The following is a 23,457-nucleotide window of genomic DNA, read 5'->3' as shown; positions in this document are numbered from 1 at the left end:
AAAGGATCAAACAAAGTGACACTCCACCGCCCAGATGAAGGCACAAATGCATGGCTCGCCGTTGATATTCACGGCTTGCGGGGCGTTTGCGCGGCGTTGGGGCTGGCGTTCACTGGTTGTTTGTCCATGCATGGTGTGGCCAAGGCCCAGGATAGCAGCACGCGCACATCGGTTCTTGAGCTATATACCAGTCAGGGCTGCAAATCCTGCCCGCAGGCGGACAAGAATCTGGCAACATATGCCGACGACCCAAATGTTCTGGCGCTGTCGTTTCACGTCAATTACTGGGATTATTTGGGTTGGCGCGATACGCTTGCGTCACAGGACAATACCGACCGCCAGAACGCCTATCGCAATTCGTTCAATGCCAAGATGGTGTATACGCCGCAGGCTATCGTCAATGGCACGTCTGAAGTGAATGGCGGCGAAGCTGACGCCGTAAAACAGCACCTTTCTGCAAACAAACTCAACGTGCCTGTTTCGATTGAAAAGCTGGATGATGGACGCCTGTCCATCAATATCTCAAAGGGCGAAAAGCCAAAAGCGCCCGTGCATGTGGTGATGTTCTATTTGCGCGATGCTGTGACAATCCCTATCGAAAATGGCGAGAATGCCGGGCAGTCAGTCACCTATCGCAATACGGTGATGGACATCAACACAATCGGCATGTGGGATGGTGAAGCGATGAAAATCGAGCTGCCTGCGTCCGAACTCAAGCGCAAGGATGTAACCGGCTGCGCGATAATATTGCAGGAGAGCAACAGTGCCAATGCACTCGGTCCAATCCATGGCGCGGCTATATTCAAACAATCTAATCCGTTGAGTCTCTGATCGGAGCAGCAACAAGAACGCTGTCTAAAGTTTTTCAGTTATAAATTTCGGAAGTTTTGTTTTGTCCTGAGACGCTGATCAAGCGCGAGTTGGTTCGGTTCGGGCAGTCCTTTGGGCGGGGGGCTTGGGGTGGACATACTCGAACCGAACCGTCTCAGGCAACACGGTAATGCTGACGTCACAATCAGGCTGCAATGCGAAGTTGACAAGGCCAAAATGTGGCCGCTGATCACCATTAAGAACAGCTATTCTCTTTTCGTGAACAGCTAATATACAACAAATTGGGAGGCTCGCCCAAGGTGTCGATTGTAGAAGCTCGATTGAAAGAACGCGAGCGCTTGCATTTAATTCATAAAAGCATCACCTTAGCGTCACGAAGTAATTTGATCAGCACACCGCGTTTCCTTCACAATCCACCGCTTGATGAAAGGAAGACCATGGATATACCAAACGCTGTGAATGAAGATAAATCTACCCATTCGCCCTCTCATCCATCGGTTGTGTCAAAAATCATTTCTTTAAATCAAACACGAGTGCCATCATCCACTGTAAGCTTTGATAGGCATGAGCTTGGAAAAATTCTGAACATTTATGGCCGTATGGTCGCTACCGGTTCATGGCGTGATTACGCCATCGATCATCTCGCTGACCGCGCTGTATTTTCAATCTTTCGTCGGGCAAGCGAAGTTCCGCTGTTCCGTGTTGAGAAGAACCCCAAACTCGCTCAAAGGCAGGGGGCTTATTCGGTTATTGCGGCAAGCGGCCTGATCATGAAACGCGGACATGAGCTTGAACGTGTTCTGCGCGTTTTCGATAAAAGCCTGAAGCTGGTCGATGATTAATTCGCGAGAGGCACTTCGCCCGGATCAAGCGTGCAGCCGCCATTGAGCGGCAATTGCATCAGCACGGTATCGAGCCAGCGGCCATGCTTGAAGCCCGATCCCTGAATACGTCCGCAATGGATAAAGCCCATCCTCTCATGAAGCTTTACCGAGCCGATATTGTGCTCACCATCGCCGACCACAGCTAAAAGCTGTCTGAACCCAAGTGTAGTCGCGCGGCTAATCAGTTCACCGAGCAGCAGCTTGCCAACGCCCTTCCCCTTCGCATCCGGTGCGATATAGATCGAGTCTTCCGCAAGCCAGCGATAAGCCGGTCGAGTGCGGAAATAGCTGATATAGGCATAGCCCAGCACGTGACCATTTTCCTCAGCGACGAGAATCGGGAAGCCCTGCTCAACAAAAGCATCGAAGCGGCGTGTCATCTCATCGAGCGTGGGTGGTTCGATCTCATAGGAACCGGAACCGTTGAGAACGGCTTCCGTGTAGATCGCAGTGATGGCTTCAATATCAGTGAGCTGGAAATCTCGAATGAGGGGCATGTTGCGAGCCGGAAGTCCGTTTATGATTATCACTGCAACATGCATCGAACACAGCGCTTTGAAAAGCAAAAAGGCAGCGTTTCCGCTGCCTTTTCGTTTTGTCTCAATTCTTACTCTTTAGTCGCGGTTACCCATGAACTGCAGCAGGAACATGAACATATTGATGAAGTCGAGGTACAGACGCAGCGCGCCCATAACGACCTTGCGGCCCTGCGTTTCCGAAGAGTCGCCTTCGAAATACATTTCCTTGATCGACTGAGTGTCATAGGCGGTGAGGCCTGCAAAGATCAGAACACCAATTACCGAGATTGCGAACTGCAGCGCAGTCGAACCAAGGAAGATGTTGACGACCGATGCTATGATCAGGCCGAAAAGCCCCATCATCAGGAACGAGCCCATTGCCGACAGGTCACGCTTGGTTGTGTAACCATAGAGCGACAAGGCACCAAACGAAGCAGCCGTCACAAAGAATGTTCGCACGATGCTCTGTCCAGTGAACACCAGGAAGATCGACGACAGCGACAGACCAACGAGAGCAGCATAACCCCAGAACACGGCATTGGCTGTGCCAACCGACAGACGCTCAATGCGGAAGCTCAGGAAGAATACGGCGGCGAGCGGCGCAAGCATAACAACCCAGCGCAGCGGTGATGTGTAAAGAGCTGCACCAAGTGCGGTGAGCATTTTGCCGTTCGACATCTGTGCAACGGCAGCCGACGGATCAGTCGTTGTTGCCAATGATGCGACAGCCAAAGCAGCAAGTCCGGTAACAACCAGACCAATAGCCATCATGTTATAGACGCCCAGCATATAGCTGCGCAGACCCTGATCGATGTCAGCTCCAGCGCGAGCGCCACCTACCGGCCTCTGCTGTGCCTGAATATTGCGAAAGTCAGCCATGACTTAAATCCCTTTGCGTTGTCCCGTCCGGTGTCGAGGTCAGGCTCATTTCGAGCCGCTCCCAGGCGCCGCTGGCGGGACCCCAGCATGCCTGCTTTTTATTATGGGGATTTTAGCGCTCTCACACAAGTAGTTGCTGTAAAAAATCGTGATTGCGCTGCTTGAAATTGCGACCGCATTATCCATGCGATCCAATCATTTAGCCCGCTTCGCGTATCAACATTACAAATGCTTCATATTGTGCGCAGCACGGTTGCTGGCTTTTGACCGAGTACCCGCCATGTTCCGGCAAGTCCGAATCCAACAGTCAGAACAAGTGCGACACCAACCGTCATCAAAGCCACATCCGGCAAGAATTGTGCTTTGAGCTTCATGACTTCCACCACCACATACCATCCCGCAGCACTGCCAGCGACCAGCGCAAAGATAGCCGTTGCAAGCCCAAGCAGCATATATTCAACAATATAGGCAGCAATCAGCGTGCCACGCGTGGCGCCCAATGTTTTGAGCACAACCGCATCGTGCACACGCGCACGGTTGCCAGCCGCCAGCGCTCCTCCCAACACCAGAACTGATGCCGCAAGTGCGATGGATGCCGCAGCACGAATGGCGGTCGCAAGCTGGCTGATCAGATCATTGGCGACATCAAGTGCGTCGGTGACGCTGACCGTGGTAATTGCCGGCCATGTTTTGGTGACCTGTCGCAAAACATCCGGCGCCAGATTTTTCTGATCATCGGGAATGGTCAGCGTTGCAAGCCATGTGGCAGGCGCGCCGGCAAAGGTGTTGGGCGAGAAAACCATGACAAAATTCATCGCCAGCGTTTCCCATTGCAATTGCCGGAAACTGCCAATCTTTGCGTTGATATTGCGGCCAAGCACATTCACCGTGACTGTATCGCCAAGCTTGAGACCAAGCTCCTTGCCCTCGCGTTCCGCAAAAGATACCAGCGGTTCACCGGAGTAATTTTCCGGCCACCATTCGCCTTCAGTCAATGTCGAATTTTCAGGAACCTTGTCGGCAAAGGTAATGCCACGATCACCGCGCAACACCCATGCAGCCTCAGGCGGAATGGTCATATCGCGCACATTGGTGCCGTTGAAAGCAACGATACGACCACGCAGCATAGGGCCGGAGGTGAGTTTGCCATCTGGCACAATGCCAGAGACAAGCTTGGTGAAGTCGCCAATATCGTTGTTCTGAATGTCGACAAAGAAGAAATCGGGTGCTTGTGCCGGGATGTTTTCGGTCACCTGACGTCGCAGATTGCCGTCGATGAGCGCAATTGCCACCATCAGCGTCAGGCCAAGGCCGAGCGACAGAACCACGGAAGGTGTAAGCGCGCCGGGCCGATAGATGTTGCCAATTGCAAGGCGGAATGCTGTCGAACGAACGCGAGGCGCACGGCGCGCAAGCCAGCGAATGCCATCAGCCACCAGTCGAAGAATACCGAATGCCGCAATCGACGCCACGATGAAAATAGCCGCAATCCGCCGGTCATAGGCTACGTAAAGTGCCAAGCCCGCCAAAGCCGCGATCAACAGGACAGCCAAGCACAGATAAAGTAATGGCGGCAAGCCGCGTTGCTCAAAACCCTGCTCACGGAACAGAGCAGTCGCCGGAATATTACGTGCGCGGCCCAACGGAATGATCGCAAAGGCCAGCGTTGTGATGAGGCCAAACACCGCTGCCAATGCCAAAGCATCGGGGAAAAACCCGCCGCCACCGGCAACCGGCAGATAATTGGCAAGCACTGCGCTAGCCGCAAAAGGCATGATTGCCGCCAGAACCAGTCCAATGGCAATGCCGATCACACCAATCACCATGATCTGCACCAGATAGACCAGCACTGCAAAACGCGCAGGTGCACCCAGCGATTTGAAAGTGGCAATCACACCACGCTTACCATCAAGATAAGCGCGCACGGCATTGGCAACACCGACACCGCCAACGATCAACGCGGTAAGGCCAACCAAAGTTAGAAACTGCGAGAAGCGTTCGATATTGGCCGTCAACGCGGGGGCTGCATTGCCACGCGAACGGATATTCCAGCCAGCATCAGGGAAATCGGCTGCGGCTTTCTCGCGAAGTTGGGTGATTGCAGAATCTGGCGCACCGTCTGGCAGCGCAACTTTATAGATATGATCAACAAGGCTTCCCGGCTGAATCAGGCCAGAGGCGCGCAAACCCTCCATCGACACCAGAAAGCGTGGGGCAAAATTAAAGCCCGACGACAAAAGATCCGGCTCGCTTTCGATCAGCGCACGCAACTCGAATGTTTCAGAGCCGAGCAAAACCTTTGTGCCGAGCGCCACACCCATTCGATTGAGAAAATCCTGACTGACCGCAGCGCCGTAAACACCGTTCTCATTTTCCGTCACATCGGCGAGCGGTAGCTGCGGCGCGAGTTTTAATTCGCCAAACAGCGGATAGGCTGCATCCACCGCCTTGACCTCGACCAGCGACTGGTCGGAGCCATCGGGCATGCGTGCCATGGAACGCATGGTGGCGCTTTCTGCAAAGCGTCCCTGCTGCGCGACAAAGGCGCGTTCTTCGGTGCTTGCTTCGCGCTGATTAAGCGCAAAACTGACATCGCCACCAAGAATGCTCTGGCCTTCCGACGCAATGCCGGTGCTGACCGAACGCGCAACAGAATTGACCCCACCAATGGCTGCAACCCCCAAAGCGATGCAGGCCAGAAAAATATAAAAGCCGGAAAGGCCACCGCGCATTTCACGCAGGGCAAAGCGAAGTGCTAGCGAAAATGAAGCAACGCCGCTCATGCGCCAGCCACCGCAACCTGCAAGGCAGCATCGTTTCGTGTGGATTCTTCAATGCGACCCGAACGCACCGGAATCTCCTGATCGCAGCGCGCAGCCAAAGACGGATCATGGGTGACCAGCACCATGGTCAGTCCATTTTCGCGCTGTTTTGCAAACAGAAGATCAGTGATCTGACGACCCGTTGCTGTATCAAGATTGCCCGTTGGCTCATCAGCAATCAGGATTTTGGGCGATGGAGCAAGGGCGCGCGCGATCGCTACACGCTGCTGTTCGCCACCAGAAAGTTCTGACGGATAATGCGTCATTCGCTCACCAAGGCCAACGGCGCGCAATTCGCGTTCAGCAACTTCAAATGCATCTCTGCGTCCGGCAAGCTCAAGAGGAACGGCAACATTTTCCAGTGCTGTCATGTTGGGAATGAGGTGGAAGGACTGGAACACGATACCGATATTGGCCCCGCGAAAGGCGGCTGCCTGATCTTCCGACATCTGACTGATGGTTTCACCAGCAATCTTAACCGTGCCCTGATCGATATGCTCAAGCCCGGCCAGAACCATCAGCAGCGTCGACTTGCCCGAACCCGATGGTCCGACGATGCCAACAGAACGGCCCTGTGCGATCGAAAGCGAGACGCCTTTGAGCACATGCACCGATGAGGCAGCATGTCCGAGGGTCAGATGAACATTCTCAAGCTCAATAATCTTATCAGAAATCGGGGGTGCCACCTGTTCCGTCACGCGTTTTTCTTCCTATATAAATATTCAAGAGCCAAAGCGCGTCACAAAAAAGAGCTTGTTTTGCGCGAGAAGGAATCATGTAGGTGGATTGCCCACCACGTTGATAGATATGGGTTACAAACAATGCGTTTCAAACACTCGATCACGGTTTGGTTATCGATTTTTGCGCTGATGACATCTTTTCTTGCTGGCGGAGCACGTGCTCAAGAAGAGCCAACGGGACTGGAAGACGCATTGCCAACCGAACAGCTTGAGCAAGTCAGGATTGTCGGATTTGGCGACAGTCTGATGGCGGGATACCTTTTGCCGTCGAACTCTGCCTTCCCCCAGCAGCTTGAAAAAGCGCTCAGCGACAAAGGCTATGAGGTCAGTATCGAGAATGCAGGCGTATCGGGTGACACCACCACGGGCGGGCTTGCCCGCATCGACTGGTCAATCCCAGATGACACCAATCTGGTAATCCTGGAGCTGGGTGCCAATGATGCGCTGCGCGGAATCTCCCCCGACATCACAGAGAAAAACCTTGATGAAATGCTCGCACGTCTGAAAGCGCGTGGTATCTCGGTCATTCTTGCAGGCATGATGGCTCCGCCCAATATGGGCAAGGACTATGCCGATAAATTCAATCCGATTTACCCAAAACTCGCCCAGAAATATGGCGTGCCGCTCTATCCGTTTTTCCTTGAAGGCGTTGCAACACAAAAAGCATTGCTGCTTGAAGACGGTATGCACCCTAACGAAAAAGGCGTTGAAACGATGGTCAGCCATTTTATGCCAACCATCGAACAAAAACTGCGCACTGAACAAAAGTCGGGGACATCGGGCGGCTGACACAAAGAGGAGGCATAAACAGCTTGCCGAAAACGGCGAAGAATGATTCGCTGGTATCGTATCCACAGGAAACGAGGATTCGATTTTCCAACGATACAAAGACACTCTAACGCAGAGCGTCCTTTATGCGTCCTCAAGGACACATAGCGCTCTGGTGTAGAACGCTTCGAGGAGGATGCTTTATGCCGCGTCTCTTTACTGCCCTCGAAATCCCGCGCGATGCTGCGCTTTCGCTCTCGTTATTACGGGGCGGACTGCCCGGCGCACGCTGGATTGATGTCGAAAACTATCACTTAACCCTGCGTTTTATCGGAGATGTGGAAGGCCATGTGGCCGACGAGATTGCCAATGCGCTTGATCGCGTGCGGCGTCCCGAATTCATGCTCAACCTATCAGGTGTCGATGCGTTCGGTTCCAAGAAACCGCACAGCATCTATGCGGGTGTATCCCTCTCACCTGAACTTAACGCATTGCAGGGCGAAATCGAGCGCATCTGCAAAAGACTCGGCATTGCGGCCGATCCGCGCAAATTCGTGCCACATGTGACTTTGGCGCGGCTGAGAAACCCACGTATTGATGATGTGGTGCATTATCTCTCCTCACGCGGCAACTTCTCGACGCTGCCCTTCAAAGTCGGCCGCTTCGTGCTGATGTCGTCGCGCGATTCTGTGGGTGGCGGACCTTATATTGTCGAGGAAGCCTGGCCTTTAATGGCCGTGTCGCGCCAGAACTGGTCGGCAAGCGCTTTTGAAGAAGCGAGAACCATTCGGTAAACCTCCTCAAAATCCCCGATCTTACCATAATAAGGGTCGGGGATTTCAACTGCTTTGCCCTCTGCTATTTCGGTAAAAAGACCAATACGGGCAGTCGTGTTCGCGGGTTGGCGCTGCGCGATCATCCGCATATTGTAGCGGTCCATTCCAAGAATGAGATCAAAGCGGGTGAAATCTGTTGCGGCCAACTGGCGACAAGATTGTTCTGAAATATCAAGGCCATGCTTTGCTGCAACCCGGACTGAGCGTTCATCCGGCTCTTCGCCCGTATGGTAGCCGTTTGTGCCTGCCGAATCGATCTTCACATGTTTGATACCGCGCTTGACCAAAACATGTTCCATCACGCCTTCTGCAAGCGGAGAACGGCAGATATTGCCTGCACAGACAAACAGAATACTAGTTGGGGCTTGTTGGGTCACGGAACTCTCGCGGTTGTGATAAGTTAAACTCGGATAGCCAACAACATAGGTGAAACGGGATGGCACGCAACCGGCTGAGCGAAGAAGAACTCAAACAAGCATTGAGCGAGCTTGACGGCTGGCAGAAAGTCAATAACCGCGAGGCGATCAGCAAAAGCTTCAAGTTCAAGGATTTCAATGCGGCTTTCGGCTTCATGACGCGTGCTGCCCTTCATGCCGAAAAGCTCGACCATCACCCGGAATGGTTCAATGTCTATAATCGCGTCGACGTCACGCTTTCCACGCATAGCGAGAATTGCATTACCGAGCTTGATATAAAACTCGCGAAAAAAATGAATGCAATTGCGTAAAGTTCAAACCTTTGAAATATAAACGAAAATTATCTTTTTCTGAAAGTTGAAGCTGCCATCACGGTTTCTGCACGCATAGGGCAGAACTTTCGTCAGATTTATCAGATCGTTCCAGTTCTGACCCAGTGCGCCACCATTCACGCTGCGAATATGGACGTCGCCAACGGAAATGGCGGAATGAAAAATATGCCCGGCCCCCACATCATAAAATCCGATTGCCCGGCCATAGGGGAATGCCGAATATCCGTTCCATTGTTCGCCAGCGCGGAAATTCAATAACGGTATCCAGTTTTGCCCGGATGTTCCGCGCAACGTATGTTCGGAAATTCCGGCACCCAGCAAAAAGCGCATATAGGCGGTGATGTCATAGCAAATGGCGTCCTTCACATCGATATTGACCTGGTCGCCAATATCCTGTGCTGCGGCTAGCTGATGCCCGCGATAGAACTGAGAGGACCGGTCGGTACGCACAAAGTTTTCGCCATAGCCGGTTAACTGCATGAGACATCTCCATATGATGAGCCGAAGAACGGCCCTCTTAACTGGAAACCATATTCTGGTGATTTGGGAGGACTGGTGTAGCTGTCGTTTCTGGCAGGGACAAAACTGTGCAATCTTGAAAAGTTATTGCAATATTCCCATGTTGAATATCGTCAAGTCATCAGTAACTGGCTGACAGGAGTTTGAGCCAAAGATGGATAACGTCAAAATTGATGAAATCCTCGAACCCGGAAATGAAGGTGATTTCAACAATCGCCAGGACCGGGTGAAAAAAGGATTCTGGAAGACCGCGCGCCGCGCCGGTCGCATGGTCCCGTTCATGGATGAAGTCGTTGCGGCTTATTATTGCGCGCTCGACCAGAACACGCCAACCCGCGTACGTATGACACTGATGGCAGCGCTTGCTTATTTCGTCATGCCCTTCGATGTCATTCCCGATATGCTGGTCGGAATTGGCTTCACCGATGACATTGCCGTTCTTATGGCCGCACTCACTGCCGTACGCACCCATATAACGCCCGCACACCGCATTGCAGCACATGAAGCGCTTCGTGAAGACAGCGAAACGTCTTAATCCTTCACAGATTTGTTACGCGCAAACAGCAGCTTGATAGCAAATTGATGCGGTATGACAAACTCTTGCCGCTTTCTTTTCATTGAACTTGGCAACGGGATCGTGGGGTCACGGACTTGCTCGTTCAAGTTTTCTTTCAAAACTTCACCGTTTGGTAACCCAGATTAAGTCACATTAAGGGTCACAAAACGGGACGGCGTGTTAAGCGGCGACATCCCGATATTCGACTTTGAAGCAAACGAAAGAGAACCGGTAAAAAATCATGCTTGGAAAATCGATCGTCGCGGCTTCGGTGTTTACGATTGCAATGGCGGGTTCGGCACTCGCCCAGACACCGACCCAGATTAAGCAGTTCGACGCCTGGGGCGCATATAGCTATCAGTCAGGCAATGGCAAGGTTTGCTATGTCCTGTCGGTTCCGACGCAGAAAGCACCCGCCAATGTCGATCATGGCGATAACTTCTTCCTCGTCAGCCAGAAGCCGGGCCAGAATATCAGCTTAGAACCACAGTTCATGGCTGGTTATGAACTGAACACCAATGCGAATGCCAAGGTTATTGTTACCGTGGGAAATCGCAATTTTACAATGTTCGTCAATGGAAAATCCGGCTGGATGGAAAATGCAGCGGAAGAACCGCAGCTAATCGCAGCCATGCGCGGTGGCGCGGACATGAAGGTACAGGCGCAGTCCAAGCGCGGTACAAAAACCAGTTACACCTATTCGCTCAAAGGCATTTCGGCTGCACTCGCAGCTATTCAGAATTGCAAATAAGCCAATCAGTTCATGCTAAAACTACAAGCCGGGGCTTCGCTCCGGCTTTTCTTTTTGCTGTCGTATCGCCACTTATGCATGTCTGCCGCGACAGACTGCGGGATGACGGATGCAATATTGTGTGCTATGTCCGCGCGCAACAGGGCTCGCATTTCGAATGAACGAGCCCATATATCCATGCAATCGACAAAATTATCGGGCGCTTTATGCGGTCGCCCCCAACAGTTGAAAACAGATGTCCATTTCGTTCGACCTAACCATTGATGATACGCGCGACCAGCTTGCCCGCCATGTGCGTGCAAATATGGAGCAGAAGCCGTCGCTCGTCGGCATGTCGCGTGAGGAAATGGCTGAGGCGCTGATCAAGATTGGCGTCTTGCCAAAGCAGGTCAAGATGCGCATTGCGCAGCTCTGGCACTGGCTATACGTGCGCGGCGTTTCTGATTTTGCCGATATGCGCAATATTTCCAAGGATTTGCGCGCTCTTCTGGCGCAGCATTTCACCATTGCGCGCCCGGAAGTGGTTGAAGAGCAGATTTCGCAGGATGGAACGCGCAAGTGGCTGTTCCGCTTTCCGCCGCGTGGTGCAGGGCGCCCTGTCGAAATCGAATGCGTCTACATCCCTGAAGAAGGCCGCGGCACGCTTTGTATTTCTTCGCAGGTTGGCTGCACGCTGACCTGTACCTTCTGCCATACCGGCACACAGAAGCTGGTACGCAATCTCACATCAGAAGAAATTCTGGCACAGTTGATGACGGCGCGTGACCGTCTTGGCGATTTCCCAGACACGAACACGCCGGACGGTGCCATCGTTCCGGCGGAAGGACGCAAGGTCACCAATATCGTCATGATGGGTATGGGCGAACCACTTTATAACTTCGAAGAAGTGAAAAAGGCTCTGCTGATTGCGTCTGACGGCGATGGGTTGGCGCTTTCCAAGCGCCGCATCACCCTTTCGACCTCTGGCGTTGTGCCGGAAATCTATCGCACCGGCGAAGAAATCGGCGTGATGCTGGCAATTTCGCTGCATGCGGTGCGCGATGAATTGCGCGATCTTCTGGTGCCGATCAACAAAAAATATCCGCTGGAACAGCTTCTCAAGGCTTGCCGCGAATATCCGGGCCTGTCCAATGCCAAGCGCATCACCTTTGAATATGTGATGCTCAAGGACGTCAATGACAGCATGGAAGATGCCAAGCTTCTGGTAAAGTTGCTGCGCGGCATTCCTGCCAAGATCAATCTTATCCCGTTCAATCCATGGCCCGGCACCAACTACCAGTGCTCGGACTGGGAGCATATTGAACGCTTTGCCGATTATGTAAATGCGGCCGGTTATGCTTCGCCAATCCGCACGCCACGCGGTCGTGATATTCTGGCAGCTTGCGGTCAGTTGAAGTCTGAATCAGAACGCATGCGCAAGACTGAACGTCTGGCGCTTGAAGCGATGATGATAGCGGGCCATGGAGATTAAACGCGTTTGACCGATACGTTTGATTATATCACGCGCTTTGCCATTATCGTTTTCGGCTATTGTTTAGCCGTTCTGGCAGCTGGTTTTTTTCTGGCGGCCATTTTGTATAGCCAGATCGATGTGCTTGGCTATGCCATGTCAGACCCGTTCTTTGAGGACGTTTTCACGGAAATCCGCAACAGCTGGGATACGACCGGCTTTTATGCAGCGGTCCTCGTTGGTGGGCCAGTTCTGGCATTTATGGCGGGTGGTTTCAGCTTTTTTCCGGCAGTGGTGCTGATCGTGATCAGCGAGGCGCGCGGCTGGAAATCATCGCTGCCTTATTGCATCGGTGGTCTGGTGATCGGGCTGCTTGCAATGGGAACGGGATCGCTTTTCGCGGTCGCTGATCAGAATATCGCCGCAGGTCTCGCACTTATGACAGGGGCTTTTGCCTGTTCAGGCGTTGTCGGCGGCTTCGTCTATTGGCTGATAGCCGGTTGCAATGCCGGACGATTGTTGAGCCGCCCGGCTGCATAATCTTACTTCGCCTGTGCGGTAAGAATTTTCAGCGCAAAAGCCGAAAAAACACCTGCAAAGAGCCAGTCCACAATCCGCGTGACCGTTGGGTTTTTCTTGAGAAGACCCGCGAACCTATCGGCTGCAACCACCATCGGAATGGTGAATGGCAATGCCAGCGGAATAAACGACAGGCCCAGAAAAAACAGTTTTCCTGCGGCATGAGGATCATGTGCGGAAACAAACTGCGGCAGGAAGGTCATGTTGAACAGGATGATCTTCGGATTAAGCAGATTAATGCCCAGCCCGGTCGCCCAGTTCTGAACCAGCGTGTGTTTCTTGCCGCCATTCTTTTCCGGCGAGAATGCCGACCCCTTGCGGATCGCCTGTACTGCAAGCCAGACGAGATAAATCGCCCCAATTGCTTTGAGCGCTGTGAAGGCTGCTGGCGATGCAACGATGAGTGCCGAAAGCCCCAGCGCCACCATGCTCGTATGAATGACGATACCTGTGCTTGCTCCAGCCATGCAAGCAAAGCCAGCGGCCTTGCCTTGAGAAAGCGCCCGCCCCACGAAAAGCGTCATGTCAGGACCGGGCGTGATCGACAGAATAGCTGTTGCTATCGCGAACTGGATAAAAACCGTCCCCTCAGGAATGAAGGTCAGATTTGTCAGAAAAGACATCGAATGAGACTCCGAGAATTCGCGGCAAGCTAACGCGAATTCAATTGCGCCGCCATAGGATTCTTCGATGGTTTTTCATAAGAAAATGTCATCTGGGTTGCACGCGGCTTAGCAACTGATAAAAGACTTGCAACAAGCCTTCATCGCATCAGACGGAAGTGAACTATGAGCAAGCTGAAAGACGTCAAGAAAGTCGTTCTCGCCTATTCGGGCGGTCTCGACACCTCAATTATCCTGAAATGGTTGCAGACAGAGCTTAACGCGGAAGTCGTAACCTTTACCGCCGATCTCGGTCAGGGCGAAGAACTTGAGCCAGCCCGCAAAAAAGCGGAAATGATGGGCATCAAGGAAATCTTCGTTGAGGACGTGCGCGAAGAGTTCGTGCGCGATTTCGTCTTTCCGATGTTCCGCGCCAATGCCGTCTATGAAGGCGTTTACCTACTCGGCACGTCGATTGCCCGTCCGCTGATCTCCAAGCACCTGATCGAAATCGCCAAAAAGACCGGCGCTGATGCAATTGCACACGGCGCAACCGGCAAGGGCAACGATCAGGTTCGCTTCGAGCTTTCCGCTTATGCGCTGAACCCGGACATCAAGATCATCGCGCCATGGCGTGATTGGGCCTTCAAGAGCCGTACGCATCTGCTCGAATTTGCTGAACAGCACCAGATCCCGGTTGCCAAGGACAAGAAGGGCGAAGCACCTTTCTCGGTCGACGCCAATCTTCTGCATTCGTCTTCCGAGGGCAAGGTTCTGGAAGATCCGGCAGTTGAAGCTCCTGAATATGTGCACATGCGCACGATTTCGCCGGAAGCTGCCCCTGACACGCCAACGATCATCAAGATTGGCTTTGAAAAGGGTGACGCGGTTTCGATCAATGGCGAACGTCTGTCGCCTGCAACAGTGCTTGCCAAGCTCAATGATTACGGCCGCGACAACGGCATTGGTCGTCTTGATCTGGTTGAAAACCGGTTCGTCGGCATGAAATCACGCGGCGTTTATGAAACGCCGGGCGGTACGATCCTGTTGGCTGCACACCGTGCCATCGAATCGATCACGCTTGATCGTGGTGCAGCTCATCTCAAGGATGAGTTGATGCCGCGCTATGCAGAACTGATCTATTACGGTTTCTGGTTCTCGCCAGAGCGCGAAATGTTGCAGGCCGCTATCGACCTCAGCCAGCGCCATGTCGAAGGTGAAGTCACGCTCAAGCTCTATAAGGGCAATGTGATTGTGACAGGTCGTGAAAGCGACAAGTCGCTCTATTCCGACAAGCTCGTAACGTTTGAAGACGATCAGGGCGCATATGATCAGAAGGACGCAGCAGGCTTCATCAAGCTCAATGCGCTTCGCCTGCGCACATTGGCTGCACGCGACCGTCGTTAGGCCTTTAAAAGCATGACAAAAGCCCGCCTCCCGGCGGGCTTTTTCTGTTTAAAAATTAAACGGAACGTGAGCCGTGCTTCTCTATCTGGCAATGCCTCTTTGCACTCCGTCTGGCATTTATCTGCTGATCCGCTGCATCCGCGTCCTGTGGGGCATCATCATGCCAGTGGTCCGTCATCGCTTTGCAGCCAATGATCAACCACACGTCTTCCATTTGCCAAAATCCGGACGATGTACGGTCAGCATCGTGTTTCCGCCATCAACTGTTGTCACGAGAATAGCTTATTTCTCGACGCAATTTGCGATAAGGGAACGCGAGAGCAGCGCAGCAATTGCCTATCGCTCTACAAGCCGCTCTCTGCTCGGTGTCAGACGCACCGATATGCGCGGCTATGCTTCTCATGCGCTGGGAAATTTTGAATGCGTGAGACCTGGCGATTACGAGATTACCTGCCTCACGCCTGAAAAAGCCCGGCCAGAATTTCAGCTTGAAATATCGCCCTATGTTTCGTTTCTGAAACTCGTGCCTGCAATCTTAGGGACAATTCTGGCAAGCGGGATGAGTGTTGGCGGGACGATCATGTTTATTCTTTTGCTTGCTGGAAAAATCGCATGATCCTCACACCGCGTGGCTGATAGAGCCAAGCATCTTTTCTTCGCCGGGGCGTAAGGTCAGCACCCGCACGCCATTCGACGTGACTGCCACGGTATGCTCAAACTGCGCCGAGAGTTTTCCGTCGCGCGTCACCACGGTCCAGCCGTCTTTTTCAGTCTTCACTTTGGCCGCGCCCTGATTGAGCATCGGCTCAATGGTGAACACCATGCCTTCGCGCAGCCTGACACCGGTGCCGGGCTTACCAAAATGCAGAACCTGCGGCTCTTCATGCATTTCACGACCAATGCCATGGCCGCAATATTCACGCACCACGCTGTAATCATGGCGCTTCGCGTGACGCTCAATAGCATAGCCAATGTCACCAAGCGTTGCACCGGGCCGCACGGCAGCGATACCCTTCCACAGCGCTTCATAGGTTACACGGACCAGACGCGAAGCGAAGGGAGCGACCTCACCAACCATATAGGTCTTGCTGGAATCAGCGATAAAGCCGTCCTTCTCCAGCGTAATATCAAAATTGATGATCTCGCCATTGGCGATGATTTCATCATGAGACGGCATACCGTGGCAGACCACTTCATTCCTTGAGGCATTGAGCACATAAGGAAAATCATATTGCCCCTTGCTGGCCGGACGCGCCTGCAATTCGCGGGTGATATAATCCTCGACCAGATCATTGACCTGCATCGTACTCATACCGGCAAGTGGTGTGTGGTCGAGAAGCGTGAAGACAGAAGCCAACAGCGCACCGGAAACTGCCATCTTTTCCAGCTCGGCAGGTGTCTTGGTCATGAGGTCTGCACCGCAAGATCAGGAAGCTCGACATGGGCGGCACGCAACTGCATCTGCACGATTTCATTGAATGATAGTTCCGGATTTGCCTGTGCCAGCATGCCGATTTTCATCCAGTATTCAGCCTGCGCATTGATCGAGCGGCACATGACGTCGCTCGCCTTACGCACTTCTTCATGCAGTTCATCGTCAATTTTTACGATACCCATCATGCTTTCCAGTTTGGTATATATGAAACATATATAAATCGTATATTGATCTCTATCAAGACTAACCAATTTCAACCCCATACTTAAATCAGTTGCATTTAATACGGCACCATATTATATGTCGCCATATGGAAATCATTGAACAAAAGCATCACGCCCTTCTGGGCGAACTCGAACGTCGAAAAGCTCCGTCAACCGGCGAGCTGAAGGCCTGTTTTGAAATACTGTCACTGGCTGCTGCGATTGATCGTGACTGCGCGAACAGGCTTGCACCTCACAAGCTTTCCGAGGGTAAGTTTGTGCTGCTGTTTCTGTTGCGGAGTGCACCTGACGGCCTCTCGCCGCACGAGCTTTCAGAACGCGCTGGCGTGACACGCGCAACCATTACCGGCCTGCTGGATGGGCTGGAGCGTGACGGCTTTCTCGCGCGCCATGCAGATACACAGGATCGCCGCAAGCTCACAGTCAGGCTGACATCCGAAGGTGCGCGATTGGCACAAGAGCTTTTCGATCAGCACACCGCTTGGATCGCAGGGCTGATGAGCGGTCTTTCAACTGGCGAACAGCAACTGCTGAGCACCCTGTTGCGCCGCATCTGGAGCCGTACCGATGCGGGGCAGTCTTTTAAAATCAGTGAAACACTAGGGCGCGTTTCGATCTGATTGGATCAGATCGGCGCTCTAAATTTTTGTTTTAACGCGCATCTTGTCCGAAAACTGTTTCACACTTTTCGGGATGCGCTCTAAAGGATATGACATGACTTATTACCTCGCCGAACTCTATTCACCCAAGACAAGCTGGCTTGAACTTGATGCGAGCGGCAGGCAGACTTTCTTTGAAAAAGTCGGTGCAGGGATGGGGGGCTTAGAAGAACTTGGTATCGAAGCTTTGGCTTTGGGTCCGGTTGATACAAGCAAGCCTTATGCGCCAGAGCAGGGCTTTTTTGCTATTTGGCGTTTCCCGGATGAGGCAGCACTCGACATGTTGATTACAGGAATCACCGCCACCGGCTGGCATGATTATTTTGACACCATCAATGCGGCAGGTGCTGGCACCGACTTCCCCGGTCATCTCGCGCAACTCGCAGGCGTGCCCTTCAAAGAAGCCACCTGATCTGATCAATCACGACCATAAATGCTTCCTTTCACCGATCTGAGGGGAAGCATTTTTCTTATCCACACCAACTCACAGATGATCGTGCTTGACTCTTTGCTGACTCGATTCAATACTAGAACATAAAGTGAACAAGTGGCAATTCCAGTCAAAATGTGAAGCGGTTTTACGTCTGGAATTGCATCTTTAAAAACACAGGATTTCGACGTGAGCGGCATCGACATCGCGGCGTTGCGGCGCATGGTTACGGCCATTGCGGGCAATGCCTCACAGTCAAATTTTACAGATGAGACAGGTACAGGCAACGGGCGTGCCCGCAGCTTCACGCTTGGACTTGCAGGCGCCGACGATGCTTTTCCGCATGGGCTTGCAGGCGATGCGCTGCATGAGGTTTTTGCCGACAATCCCGGCGCGCATATGGCGGCAACTGGTTTTGCTCTCGCACTTACCTTGCGCGCTTCACAGTCAAAAAGACCTATCATCTGGATTGAGGAAGAAGCCGCTGCAAGCGAATATGGCGGGCTTTATCCGCCGGGGCTTCACGCCTTCGGGATCGATCCATCGCGGCTTCTGATTGTCCGCTGTCCTTCGGCACAGGATGTGTTGAAGGCCGCAAGCGATGCAGTGGATGCAGGAAGCGGCCAAAAGGCATCGCATTTCATCTCAAGTGTTGTTGCCTCGGTGACCGGGCAACCCAAATGCCTAGACCTGACCGCTTCGCGTCGTTTGTTGCTGGCAACACAAGCAGCGCAACTGCCTCTCATCTTGCTCAGAAGTCATCGAACAAGCGTGCAAAGTGCAGCCGTCAGCCGTTGGCGGGTTGCACAGGCATTGTCCCGCTCCAGCGGGGCCAATGCTCCCGGAAGACCTGCGTTTTCCGCCGTATTGGAGCGCAACCGGCATGGCACATGCGGACAATGGATCATGGAATGGAACAATGAAACCTTTGAATTTGGAACAGCAGAGCGCAACATCAGAGCGCTTGTTCCTCGCGCTGTGGTTTCCGTTTCTGCCGACCGACCGAATTTGCCGCGCCACTCCGCATGAGCGCAGGCAGAACCTGCCGCTTGTCTTGACCGAGCGCACAGTCAATGCGCTTCGTCTGACATCGGTGGACATGAGCGCAGCAAAACTTGGCCTGTTTCCCGGCATGGCGCTAACAGATGCGCGCGCCCGCATTGAAAGACTTGAAGTTGTCGCAGCAGCCCCGGAGCAGGATGCTATATTGCTTAAGCGTCTTGCCTTTTGGTGTGAACGCTACACCCCTCTGATAGCCTTCGACCAGCCGCATGGGCTGATGCTCGACATTACGGGCTGTGCGCATCTGTTTGGCGGACTTTGTGCCATGCGCGCGGATATTGTTCAGCGTCTTGAGCGCACTGGACTTGGTGTGCAGGCAGCCATTGCCGATAACAGCTTTGCCGCAAGGCTTCTGGCACGCGGCACCAAAGGTGGCGTTTTTAGCAGGCTGGATAGTGATCAGTTGGTGCCCCGCCTGCCACTTTCATCCCTTGAACTGACAGAGGCTGCGGAAACGGGTCTCAAACGCGCCGGTCTGAAACAGATCAGCGATGTGATGAGCCTTCCCCGTGCGGCTCTCACCGCCCGCTTTGGGAGTGATCTTGCAACAAAGCTCGACTGGCTATCGCGCAATGAACGTGCACCAATTTCGCCCTTGCGTATCATGCCGCTTCGCATCACTGAACGCCGCTTGTCAGAACCTGTATCGGTGATGGAACTGGTCGAGCGTATTTTACAGGAGCTGGCACAGGAGTTATTCGCCCTTCTTGAGACCGAGGGCAAAGGCGTAGTCTTGCTTGAAGCGAGCTTTTTCCGCGTCGATGGTAAGGTGCGCCATATTCGCATTGAAACCGGCCAGCCGCTGCGTGAAGACAGGGTTTTTATGCGTCTTATGCGTGAACGGCTCAATGCACTGACTGATCCGCTTGATGCCGGTTTTGGTTTCGACATAATCCGCCTTGCGGCATTGCGCAGTGGCAGAATTGCGCAGCATCAGACCGGGCTCGACCAGAACGAGGAAGACAGAGCAGGCTTTAGCCAGCTAATCGACCGGCTCTCAGCGCGGCTGGGGGCAAAGCGCGTGCTCATCTCCTTTGCGCGCGATACACATATGCCAGAACGGGCTTTCGGACTTCGTTCGGCCATGCAGGGAAATCCGAAAGACGCAACCGATTATGCAAATGGCAAAACACTTGCAGGTGATCCCCCGGCACGCCCGATAAAGCTGTTTCGTCCGCCGCAGCCAATCGAATCTATTGCGGAAGTACCTGATAGCCCGCCTTCGTTTTTCGTATGGCGGCGTGTGCGCCATCATGTGCGCCTTGCCGAAGGGCCGGAACGGATCGAGCCGGAATGGTGGCTCGCGATCGGCCATGACGTGCCGGATTTGCGCGACTATTATCGGGTCGAGGACGACAACGGACAGCGCTTCTGGATTTTCCGTGAAGGGCTTTATCACGGTGCGAATTACCCGCGCTGGTTTTTACATGGGCTGTTCGCGTGATGGCCGATTTTTATGAAATGGCTGCGGCCAGCAATTTTTCCTTCTTGAGCGGAGCCTCACATCCGCATGAACTGGTGTTACAGGCGCATGCACTCGGCCTTTCCGGCATCGGCATTGCTGACCGCAACACACTGGCAGGTGTGGTGCGGGCGCATGCCGCATGGAAGGATATTCGGGAGACATGCGACTTCCGGCTGTTCATCGGCTGCCGCCTTTCTTTCATAGACGGCACACCGGATATGGTTGTCTATCCACGGGATCGCCCAGCCTATGGGCAATTATGCCAATTGCTAACAACGGGAAAACACCGCGCGCTTACCAAGGGAGAATGTCATCTCGAATGGTCTGATCTGCTGTTTCGTGCGCGGCAGTTCCAGATTGCCGTCTTTGCCCCGGAAGAAGACGAGTCTGATTTTGCAATACAGCTGAAGGAAATAGCAAAAGCTGCACCCGGTTGCGTCTGGCTGGCAATGACCATGCCGCATCAGGGCCATGATGGACGTCGTGCGGAACGCATTGCGCGTTTTGCGACAGAAGCAAATGTGCCCCTGCTCGCCACCAATGATGTGCTTTATCATCATACTGATCGGCGCGCTTTGCAGGATGTGCTGACAGCAACACGTCATCACAGCACAGTTTTTGCAGCCGGTCGACTGCTTAAAAAGAACGCCGAGAGGCATCTGAAACCGCCACAGGAGATGGTTCGGCTGTTTCGCGACTATCCGCAATCCGTCAAAGCGACCGCCGATTTTATCGCGCCCATCACATTCCGGCTCGATGAGTTGAAATATGACTATCCCGATGAACCGGTGCCGCCCGGCAAGACACCGCAGCAGCATTTGCATGATCTGGCATGGGAAGGTGCTGCCGCTCATTTTGGTGCAGGCACAATTCCTGCCAAAGTTCAGGCACTCATCAACAAGGAGCTCGCGCTGATTGAACAGCTCCAGTATGCCGCCTATTTTCTGACTGTCTATGACATTGTCCGCTATGCCCGATCAAAGGGGATACTCTGTCAGGGGCGCGGTTCAGCCGCCAATTCCGTTGTGTGTTTCTGCCTTGGCATAACGGGTGTTGACCCGACAGAAGTCGATCTTCTGTTTGAGCGTTTCCTTTCTGTGGAGCGCAAAGAACCGCCGGATATAGACGTCGATTTCGAGCATGAGCGGCGCGAAGAGGTGATGCAATATATCTATGAGCGCTATTCTACGGATCGCGCGGCGATTGTCGCCACCGTCATCAGTTATCGTTCCCGTAGTGCTATCCGCGATGTCGGCAAAGCGCTTGGGCTAACGGAGGATGTGACAGCAGCGCTTGCCAATACCGTATGGGGCATATCGGGCGGCGGCATCGACAAGCAACATATCCGGCAAGCGGGTCTTGATCCCGACAATCCCATCATCCGACGCGCTGTTGAACTGGTGCTGGAACTGATCGGCTTCCCTCGCCACCTGTCACAGCATGTCGGCGGCTTTGTGCTCACCCGTGATCGGCTGGACGAAACCGTACCCATCGGTCCGGCTGCAATGGACAAGCGCTATTTTATCGAATGGGACAAGGACGATATTGATGAAGTGGGGCTGATGAAGGTCGATGTACTTTCACTGGGCATGCTCACTTGCATCCGCAAAGCGTTTGATCTCATTCACCTGCACAAGCCGCATCTCTATAACGGCAGAAAGCTGACACTCGCCACTTTGGAGCGAGAGGATGAGGTCGTCTACGACATGCTTTGTAAGGGTGATTCGCTTGGGGTGTTTCAGGTTGAAAGCCGTGCACAGATGAACATGCTGCCGCGGCTGCGTCCGCGAAAATATTACGACCTTGTCATTCAGGTGGCCATTGTACGTCCCGGCCCTATTCAGGGAGATATGGTGCATCCCTATCTGCGAAATAGAAAAAATCCAGAGAATGTAATCTACCCCGCTCCTTCACCGGAGCATGGTGAGCCGGATGAGCTGAAAAACATTCTGGAAAAGACCAAAGGCGTGCCGCTGTTTCAGGAACAGGCCATGCGCATTGCCATTGAAGCAGCCAGATTTACGCCCGATGAAGCCAATCTGTTGCGCCGCGCCATGGCGACATTCCGCAAGATGGGTACCATCCACACCATGGAAAAAAAGATGATCGATGGCATGGTCAACCGTGGCTATGATAGAATCTTTGCCGAAAACTGCTTCAACCAGATCAAGGGGTTTGGTGAATATGGCTTTCCGGAAAGCCATGCGGCGAGTTTCGCGCATCTTGTCTATATTTCGGCATGGATCAAATGCCATCACCCAGACATATTCGCAGCAGCGCTGCTCAATTCGCAACCGATGGGGTTTTATGCACCCGCCCAGATCGTGCGCGATGCGCGCGACCATAAAGTCATCGTACGGCCAGTGGACGTAAATTTTAGCCAGTGGGATAATATTCTGGAGGATACGCCCGATCCAAATCTGCTGGCGCTGCGGCTTGGTTTCCGTCAGATTGATGGATTTTCCCGTGACGCCAGCAATCTCCTTATTGCCGGTCAGCACGAGCCTTACAGGAGCATTGAGGACATGCATCGACGCTTGCGGCTCGATCGACATGCTTTCACGCTTCTTGCCGATGCCGACGCTTTCGGCTCGATCGATATGGATCGCCGCGCCGCTTTATGGGCTGTGCGTCGCCTGCCCAATGATGAAACGCTTCCACTGTTTCGCGCTGCCGCAACCAGCGAACTGGCAGAAGAACCGCATACAAAACTCCCTGCAATGGCAGCATCCGAACATGTGATTGCCGATTATGAGACAACGCGGCTCTCGCTCAAGGGGCATCCCCTGCAATATCTGCGTGAAGAACTTATGTCAGAAGGCTTTTCCACCTGTCGTTCCATACAGGAAGGGGCAAACGGTCGTCGCATGAAAGTGGCGGGTGTTGTGACTGTGCGTCAACGCCCCGGCAGCGCCAAGGGGGTAGTGTTCCTCACCATCGAAGACGAAACCGACATTGCCAATATTGTCGTCTGGCCGAAAATCATGAAAGCATTTCGCCGTGAGGTGATGGGCGCACGGCTGATCCTTATTGATGGACAGCTTCAGCGCAGTCCCGAAGGCGTTGTGCATCTGGTAGCGTCAAAGCTTGAAGACCGTTCAGCCGTCCTTATCGAAATGAGCGGCCGCGAGCCGCACCGGCTCATTACGCCATCACAGACAACGGCCCGCCATCCAAGGAATGTGAAGATTATGCCGAACTCACGCGACTTTCACTAGAGCGTGTCGCGCTTAATCATATCTACTGTGCTCGCTCTATCCGTTTGTTTTTACGCATTATCCCGCGCAAAACC

General features: G+C 53.3%; 25 protein-coding genes. 16 read left to right on the top strand and 9 right to left on the bottom strand.

What is annotated here, in order from left to right; genetic code table 11:
• Positions 1-96 precede the first annotated feature (96 nt).
• Together CEV31_RS06070 and CEV31_RS06065 are read left to right on the top strand one after the other, a co-directional pair.
• A complete protein-coding gene (locus tag CEV31_RS06070) occupies positions 97-831 on the top strand; it encodes a DUF1223 domain-containing protein (protein ID WP_094506538.1) in 735 nt (244 codons plus the stop codon).
• A 437-nt stretch (positions 832-1,268) separates the two neighbouring features.
• Entirely contained in the window at positions 1,269-1,673 is a 405-nt protein-coding gene (locus CEV31_RS06065) for a DUF2794 domain-containing protein (protein ID WP_094506537.1), read from the top strand.
• Here the strand turns inward: CEV31_RS06065 and CEV31_RS06060 are convergent.
• From CEV31_RS06060 to CEV31_RS06045, 4 genes are all read right to left on the bottom strand, one after another.
• Positions 1,670-2,212: a GNAT family N-acetyltransferase gene (locus CEV31_RS06060; protein WP_094506536.1), complete on the bottom strand. Its 543-nt coding sequence runs from the start codon at positions 2,210-2,212 to the stop codon at positions 1,670-1,672. The genes CEV31_RS06065 and CEV31_RS06060 overlap by 4 nt on opposite strands.
• 117 nt (positions 2,213-2,329) lie before the next feature.
• Positions 2,330-3,112 (bottom strand): Bax inhibitor-1/YccA family protein, encoded by a 783-nt coding sequence (locus CEV31_RS06055; protein ID WP_094506125.1) that lies wholly within the window; start codon positions 3,110-3,112, stop codon positions 2,330-2,332.
• 233 nt (positions 3,113-3,345) lie between these two features.
• The gene (locus CEV31_RS06050) at positions 3,346-5,895 is read right to left on the bottom strand and encodes an ABC transporter permease (protein ID WP_094506123.1); all 2,550 of its coding nucleotides are present in this window, start codon (positions 5,893-5,895) and stop codon (positions 3,346-3,348) included.
• Positions 5,892-6,632 carry an ABC transporter ATP-binding protein gene (locus tag CEV31_RS06045; protein WP_094506122.1) on the bottom strand — a complete coding sequence of 247 codons (741 nt, stop codon included), beginning with the start codon at positions 6,630-6,632 and terminating at the stop codon, positions 5,892-5,894. The genes CEV31_RS06050 and CEV31_RS06045 overlap by 4 nt, the downstream gene beginning before the upstream one ends.
• Before the next feature lie 123 nt (positions 6,633-6,755).
• Between CEV31_RS06045 and CEV31_RS06040 the strand changes: the two genes are divergently transcribed.
• Together CEV31_RS06040 and thpR are read left to right on the top strand one after the other, a co-directional pair.
• Positions 6,756-7,463 (top strand): arylesterase, encoded by a 708-nt coding sequence (locus tag CEV31_RS06040; protein ID WP_094506120.1) that lies wholly within the window; start codon positions 6,756-6,758, stop codon positions 7,461-7,463.
• A gap of 182 nt (positions 7,464-7,645) precedes the next feature.
• Positions 7,646-8,236 carry an RNA 2',3'-cyclic phosphodiesterase gene (gene thpR / locus CEV31_RS06035; protein WP_094506118.1) on the top strand — a complete coding sequence of 197 codons (591 nt, stop codon included), beginning with the start codon at positions 7,646-7,648 and terminating at the stop codon, positions 8,234-8,236.
• Here thpR and CEV31_RS06030 read toward each other — a convergent pair.
• Positions 8,146-8,655 (bottom strand): low molecular weight protein-tyrosine-phosphatase, encoded by a 510-nt coding sequence (locus CEV31_RS06030; RefSeq protein ID WP_235818041.1) that lies wholly within the window; start codon positions 8,653-8,655, stop codon positions 8,146-8,148. The two genes, thpR and CEV31_RS06030, sit on opposite strands and share 91 nt — an antisense overlap.
• A gap of 59 nt (positions 8,656-8,714) precedes the next feature.
• Between CEV31_RS06030 and CEV31_RS06025 the strand changes: the two genes are divergently transcribed.
• Positions 8,715-9,005, top strand: a complete 291-nt coding sequence (locus tag CEV31_RS06025) for a 4a-hydroxytetrahydrobiopterin dehydratase (RefSeq protein ID WP_094506117.1) — start codon at positions 8,715-8,717, stop codon at positions 9,003-9,005.
• A 3-nt stretch (positions 9,006-9,008) separates the two neighbouring features.
• Here CEV31_RS06025 and CEV31_RS06020 read toward each other — a convergent pair whose 3' ends face one another.
• On the bottom strand, positions 9,009-9,506 hold the full coding sequence (locus CEV31_RS06020) for a hypothetical protein (protein WP_094506115.1): 498 nt from the start codon (positions 9,504-9,506) through the stop codon (positions 9,009-9,011).
• 193 nt (positions 9,507-9,699) lie between these two features.
• Between CEV31_RS06020 and CEV31_RS06015 the strand changes: the two genes are divergently transcribed.
• From CEV31_RS06015 to CEV31_RS06000, 4 genes are all read left to right on the top strand, one after another.
• Positions 9,700-10,080 carry a YkvA family protein gene (locus tag CEV31_RS06015; protein WP_094506113.1) on the top strand — a complete coding sequence of 127 codons (381 nt, stop codon included), beginning with the start codon at positions 9,700-9,702 and terminating at the stop codon, positions 10,078-10,080.
• 262 nt (positions 10,081-10,342) lie between these two features.
• Entirely contained in the window at positions 10,343-10,852 is a 510-nt protein-coding gene (locus tag CEV31_RS06010) for an invasion associated locus B family protein (RefSeq protein ID WP_094506112.1), read from the top strand.
• A 235-nt stretch (positions 10,853-11,087) separates the two neighbouring features.
• The gene (rlmN, locus tag CEV31_RS06005; RefSeq protein ID WP_094506110.1) at positions 11,088-12,323 is read left to right on the top strand and encodes a 23S rRNA (adenine(2503)-C(2))-methyltransferase RlmN; all 1,236 of its coding nucleotides are present in this window, start codon (positions 11,088-11,090) and stop codon (positions 12,321-12,323) included.
• 6 nt (positions 12,324-12,329) lie between these two features.
• Positions 12,330-12,842 (top strand): hypothetical protein, encoded by a 513-nt coding sequence (locus CEV31_RS06000; protein ID WP_094506109.1) that lies wholly within the window; start codon positions 12,330-12,332, stop codon positions 12,840-12,842.
• A gap of 2 nt (positions 12,843-12,844) precedes the next feature.
• Here CEV31_RS06000 and CEV31_RS05995 read toward each other — a convergent pair whose 3' ends face one another.
• Positions 12,845-13,504, bottom strand: coding sequence for a LysE family translocator (locus tag CEV31_RS05995; protein ID WP_094506107.1), 660 nt, complete (start codon positions 13,502-13,504; stop codon positions 12,845-12,847).
• A 165-nt stretch (positions 13,505-13,669) separates the two neighbouring features.
• Between CEV31_RS05995 and CEV31_RS05990 the strand changes: the two genes are divergently transcribed.
• Positions 13,670-14,890, top strand: coding sequence for an argininosuccinate synthase (locus CEV31_RS05990; protein WP_094506106.1), 1,221 nt, complete (start codon positions 13,670-13,672; stop codon positions 14,888-14,890).
• Between the two features lie 73 nt (positions 14,891-14,963).
• A complete protein-coding gene (locus CEV31_RS05985) occupies positions 14,964-15,506 on the top strand; it encodes a hypothetical protein (protein ID WP_210190891.1) in 543 nt (180 codons plus the stop codon).
• Positions 15,507-15,509: 3 nt separating this feature from the next.
• Here CEV31_RS05985 and map read toward each other — a convergent pair whose 3' ends face one another.
• Positions 15,510-16,298, bottom strand: a complete 789-nt coding sequence (gene map / locus CEV31_RS05980) for a type I methionyl aminopeptidase (RefSeq protein ID WP_094506104.1) — start codon at positions 16,296-16,298, stop codon at positions 15,510-15,512.
• The gene (locus tag CEV31_RS05975) at positions 16,295-16,507 is read right to left on the bottom strand and encodes a ParD-like family protein (protein WP_094506534.1); all 213 of its coding nucleotides are present in this window, start codon (positions 16,505-16,507) and stop codon (positions 16,295-16,297) included. Before CEV31_RS05975 ends, map begins: the two co-directional genes overlap by 4 nt.
• Positions 16,508-16,635: 128 nt before the next feature.
• Between CEV31_RS05975 and CEV31_RS05970 the strand changes: the two genes are divergently transcribed.
• The 5 genes from CEV31_RS05970 (at position 16,636) to CEV31_RS05950 (ending at position 23,383) form a co-directional block, all read left to right on the top strand.
• On the top strand, positions 16,636-17,169 hold the full coding sequence (locus CEV31_RS05970; RefSeq protein ID WP_094506103.1) for a MarR family winged helix-turn-helix transcriptional regulator: 534 nt from the start codon (positions 16,636-16,638) through the stop codon (positions 17,167-17,169).
• 94 nt (positions 17,170-17,263) lie between these two features.
• Entirely contained in the window at positions 17,264-17,620 is a 357-nt protein-coding gene (locus CEV31_RS05965; protein ID WP_094506101.1) for a DUF6616 family protein, read from the top strand.
• A 207-nt stretch (positions 17,621-17,827) separates the two neighbouring features.
• Positions 17,828-18,667 carry an ImuA family protein gene (locus CEV31_RS05960; protein WP_094506100.1) on the top strand — a complete coding sequence of 280 codons (840 nt, stop codon included), beginning with the start codon at positions 17,828-17,830 and terminating at the stop codon, positions 18,665-18,667.
• A 25-nt stretch (positions 18,668-18,692) separates the two neighbouring features.
• Positions 18,693-20,144 (top strand): Y-family DNA polymerase, encoded by a 1,452-nt coding sequence (locus CEV31_RS05955; protein ID WP_094506533.1) that lies wholly within the window; start codon positions 18,693-18,695, stop codon positions 20,142-20,144.
• A complete protein-coding gene (locus tag CEV31_RS05950; RefSeq protein WP_094506098.1) occupies positions 20,144-23,383 on the top strand; it encodes an error-prone DNA polymerase in 3,240 nt (1,079 codons plus the stop codon). Before CEV31_RS05955 ends, CEV31_RS05950 begins: the two co-directional genes overlap by 1 nt.
• The last annotated feature ends 74 nt before the right edge of the window (positions 23,384-23,457 follow it).

Origin of the sequence: Brucella thiophenivorans (assembly GCF_002252445.1) — a bacterium.
GTDB lineage: Bacteria > Pseudomonadota > Alphaproteobacteria > Rhizobiales > Rhizobiaceae > Brucella > Brucella thiophenivorans.
This window is presented reverse-complemented; position numbering and strand designations above follow the sequence as displayed.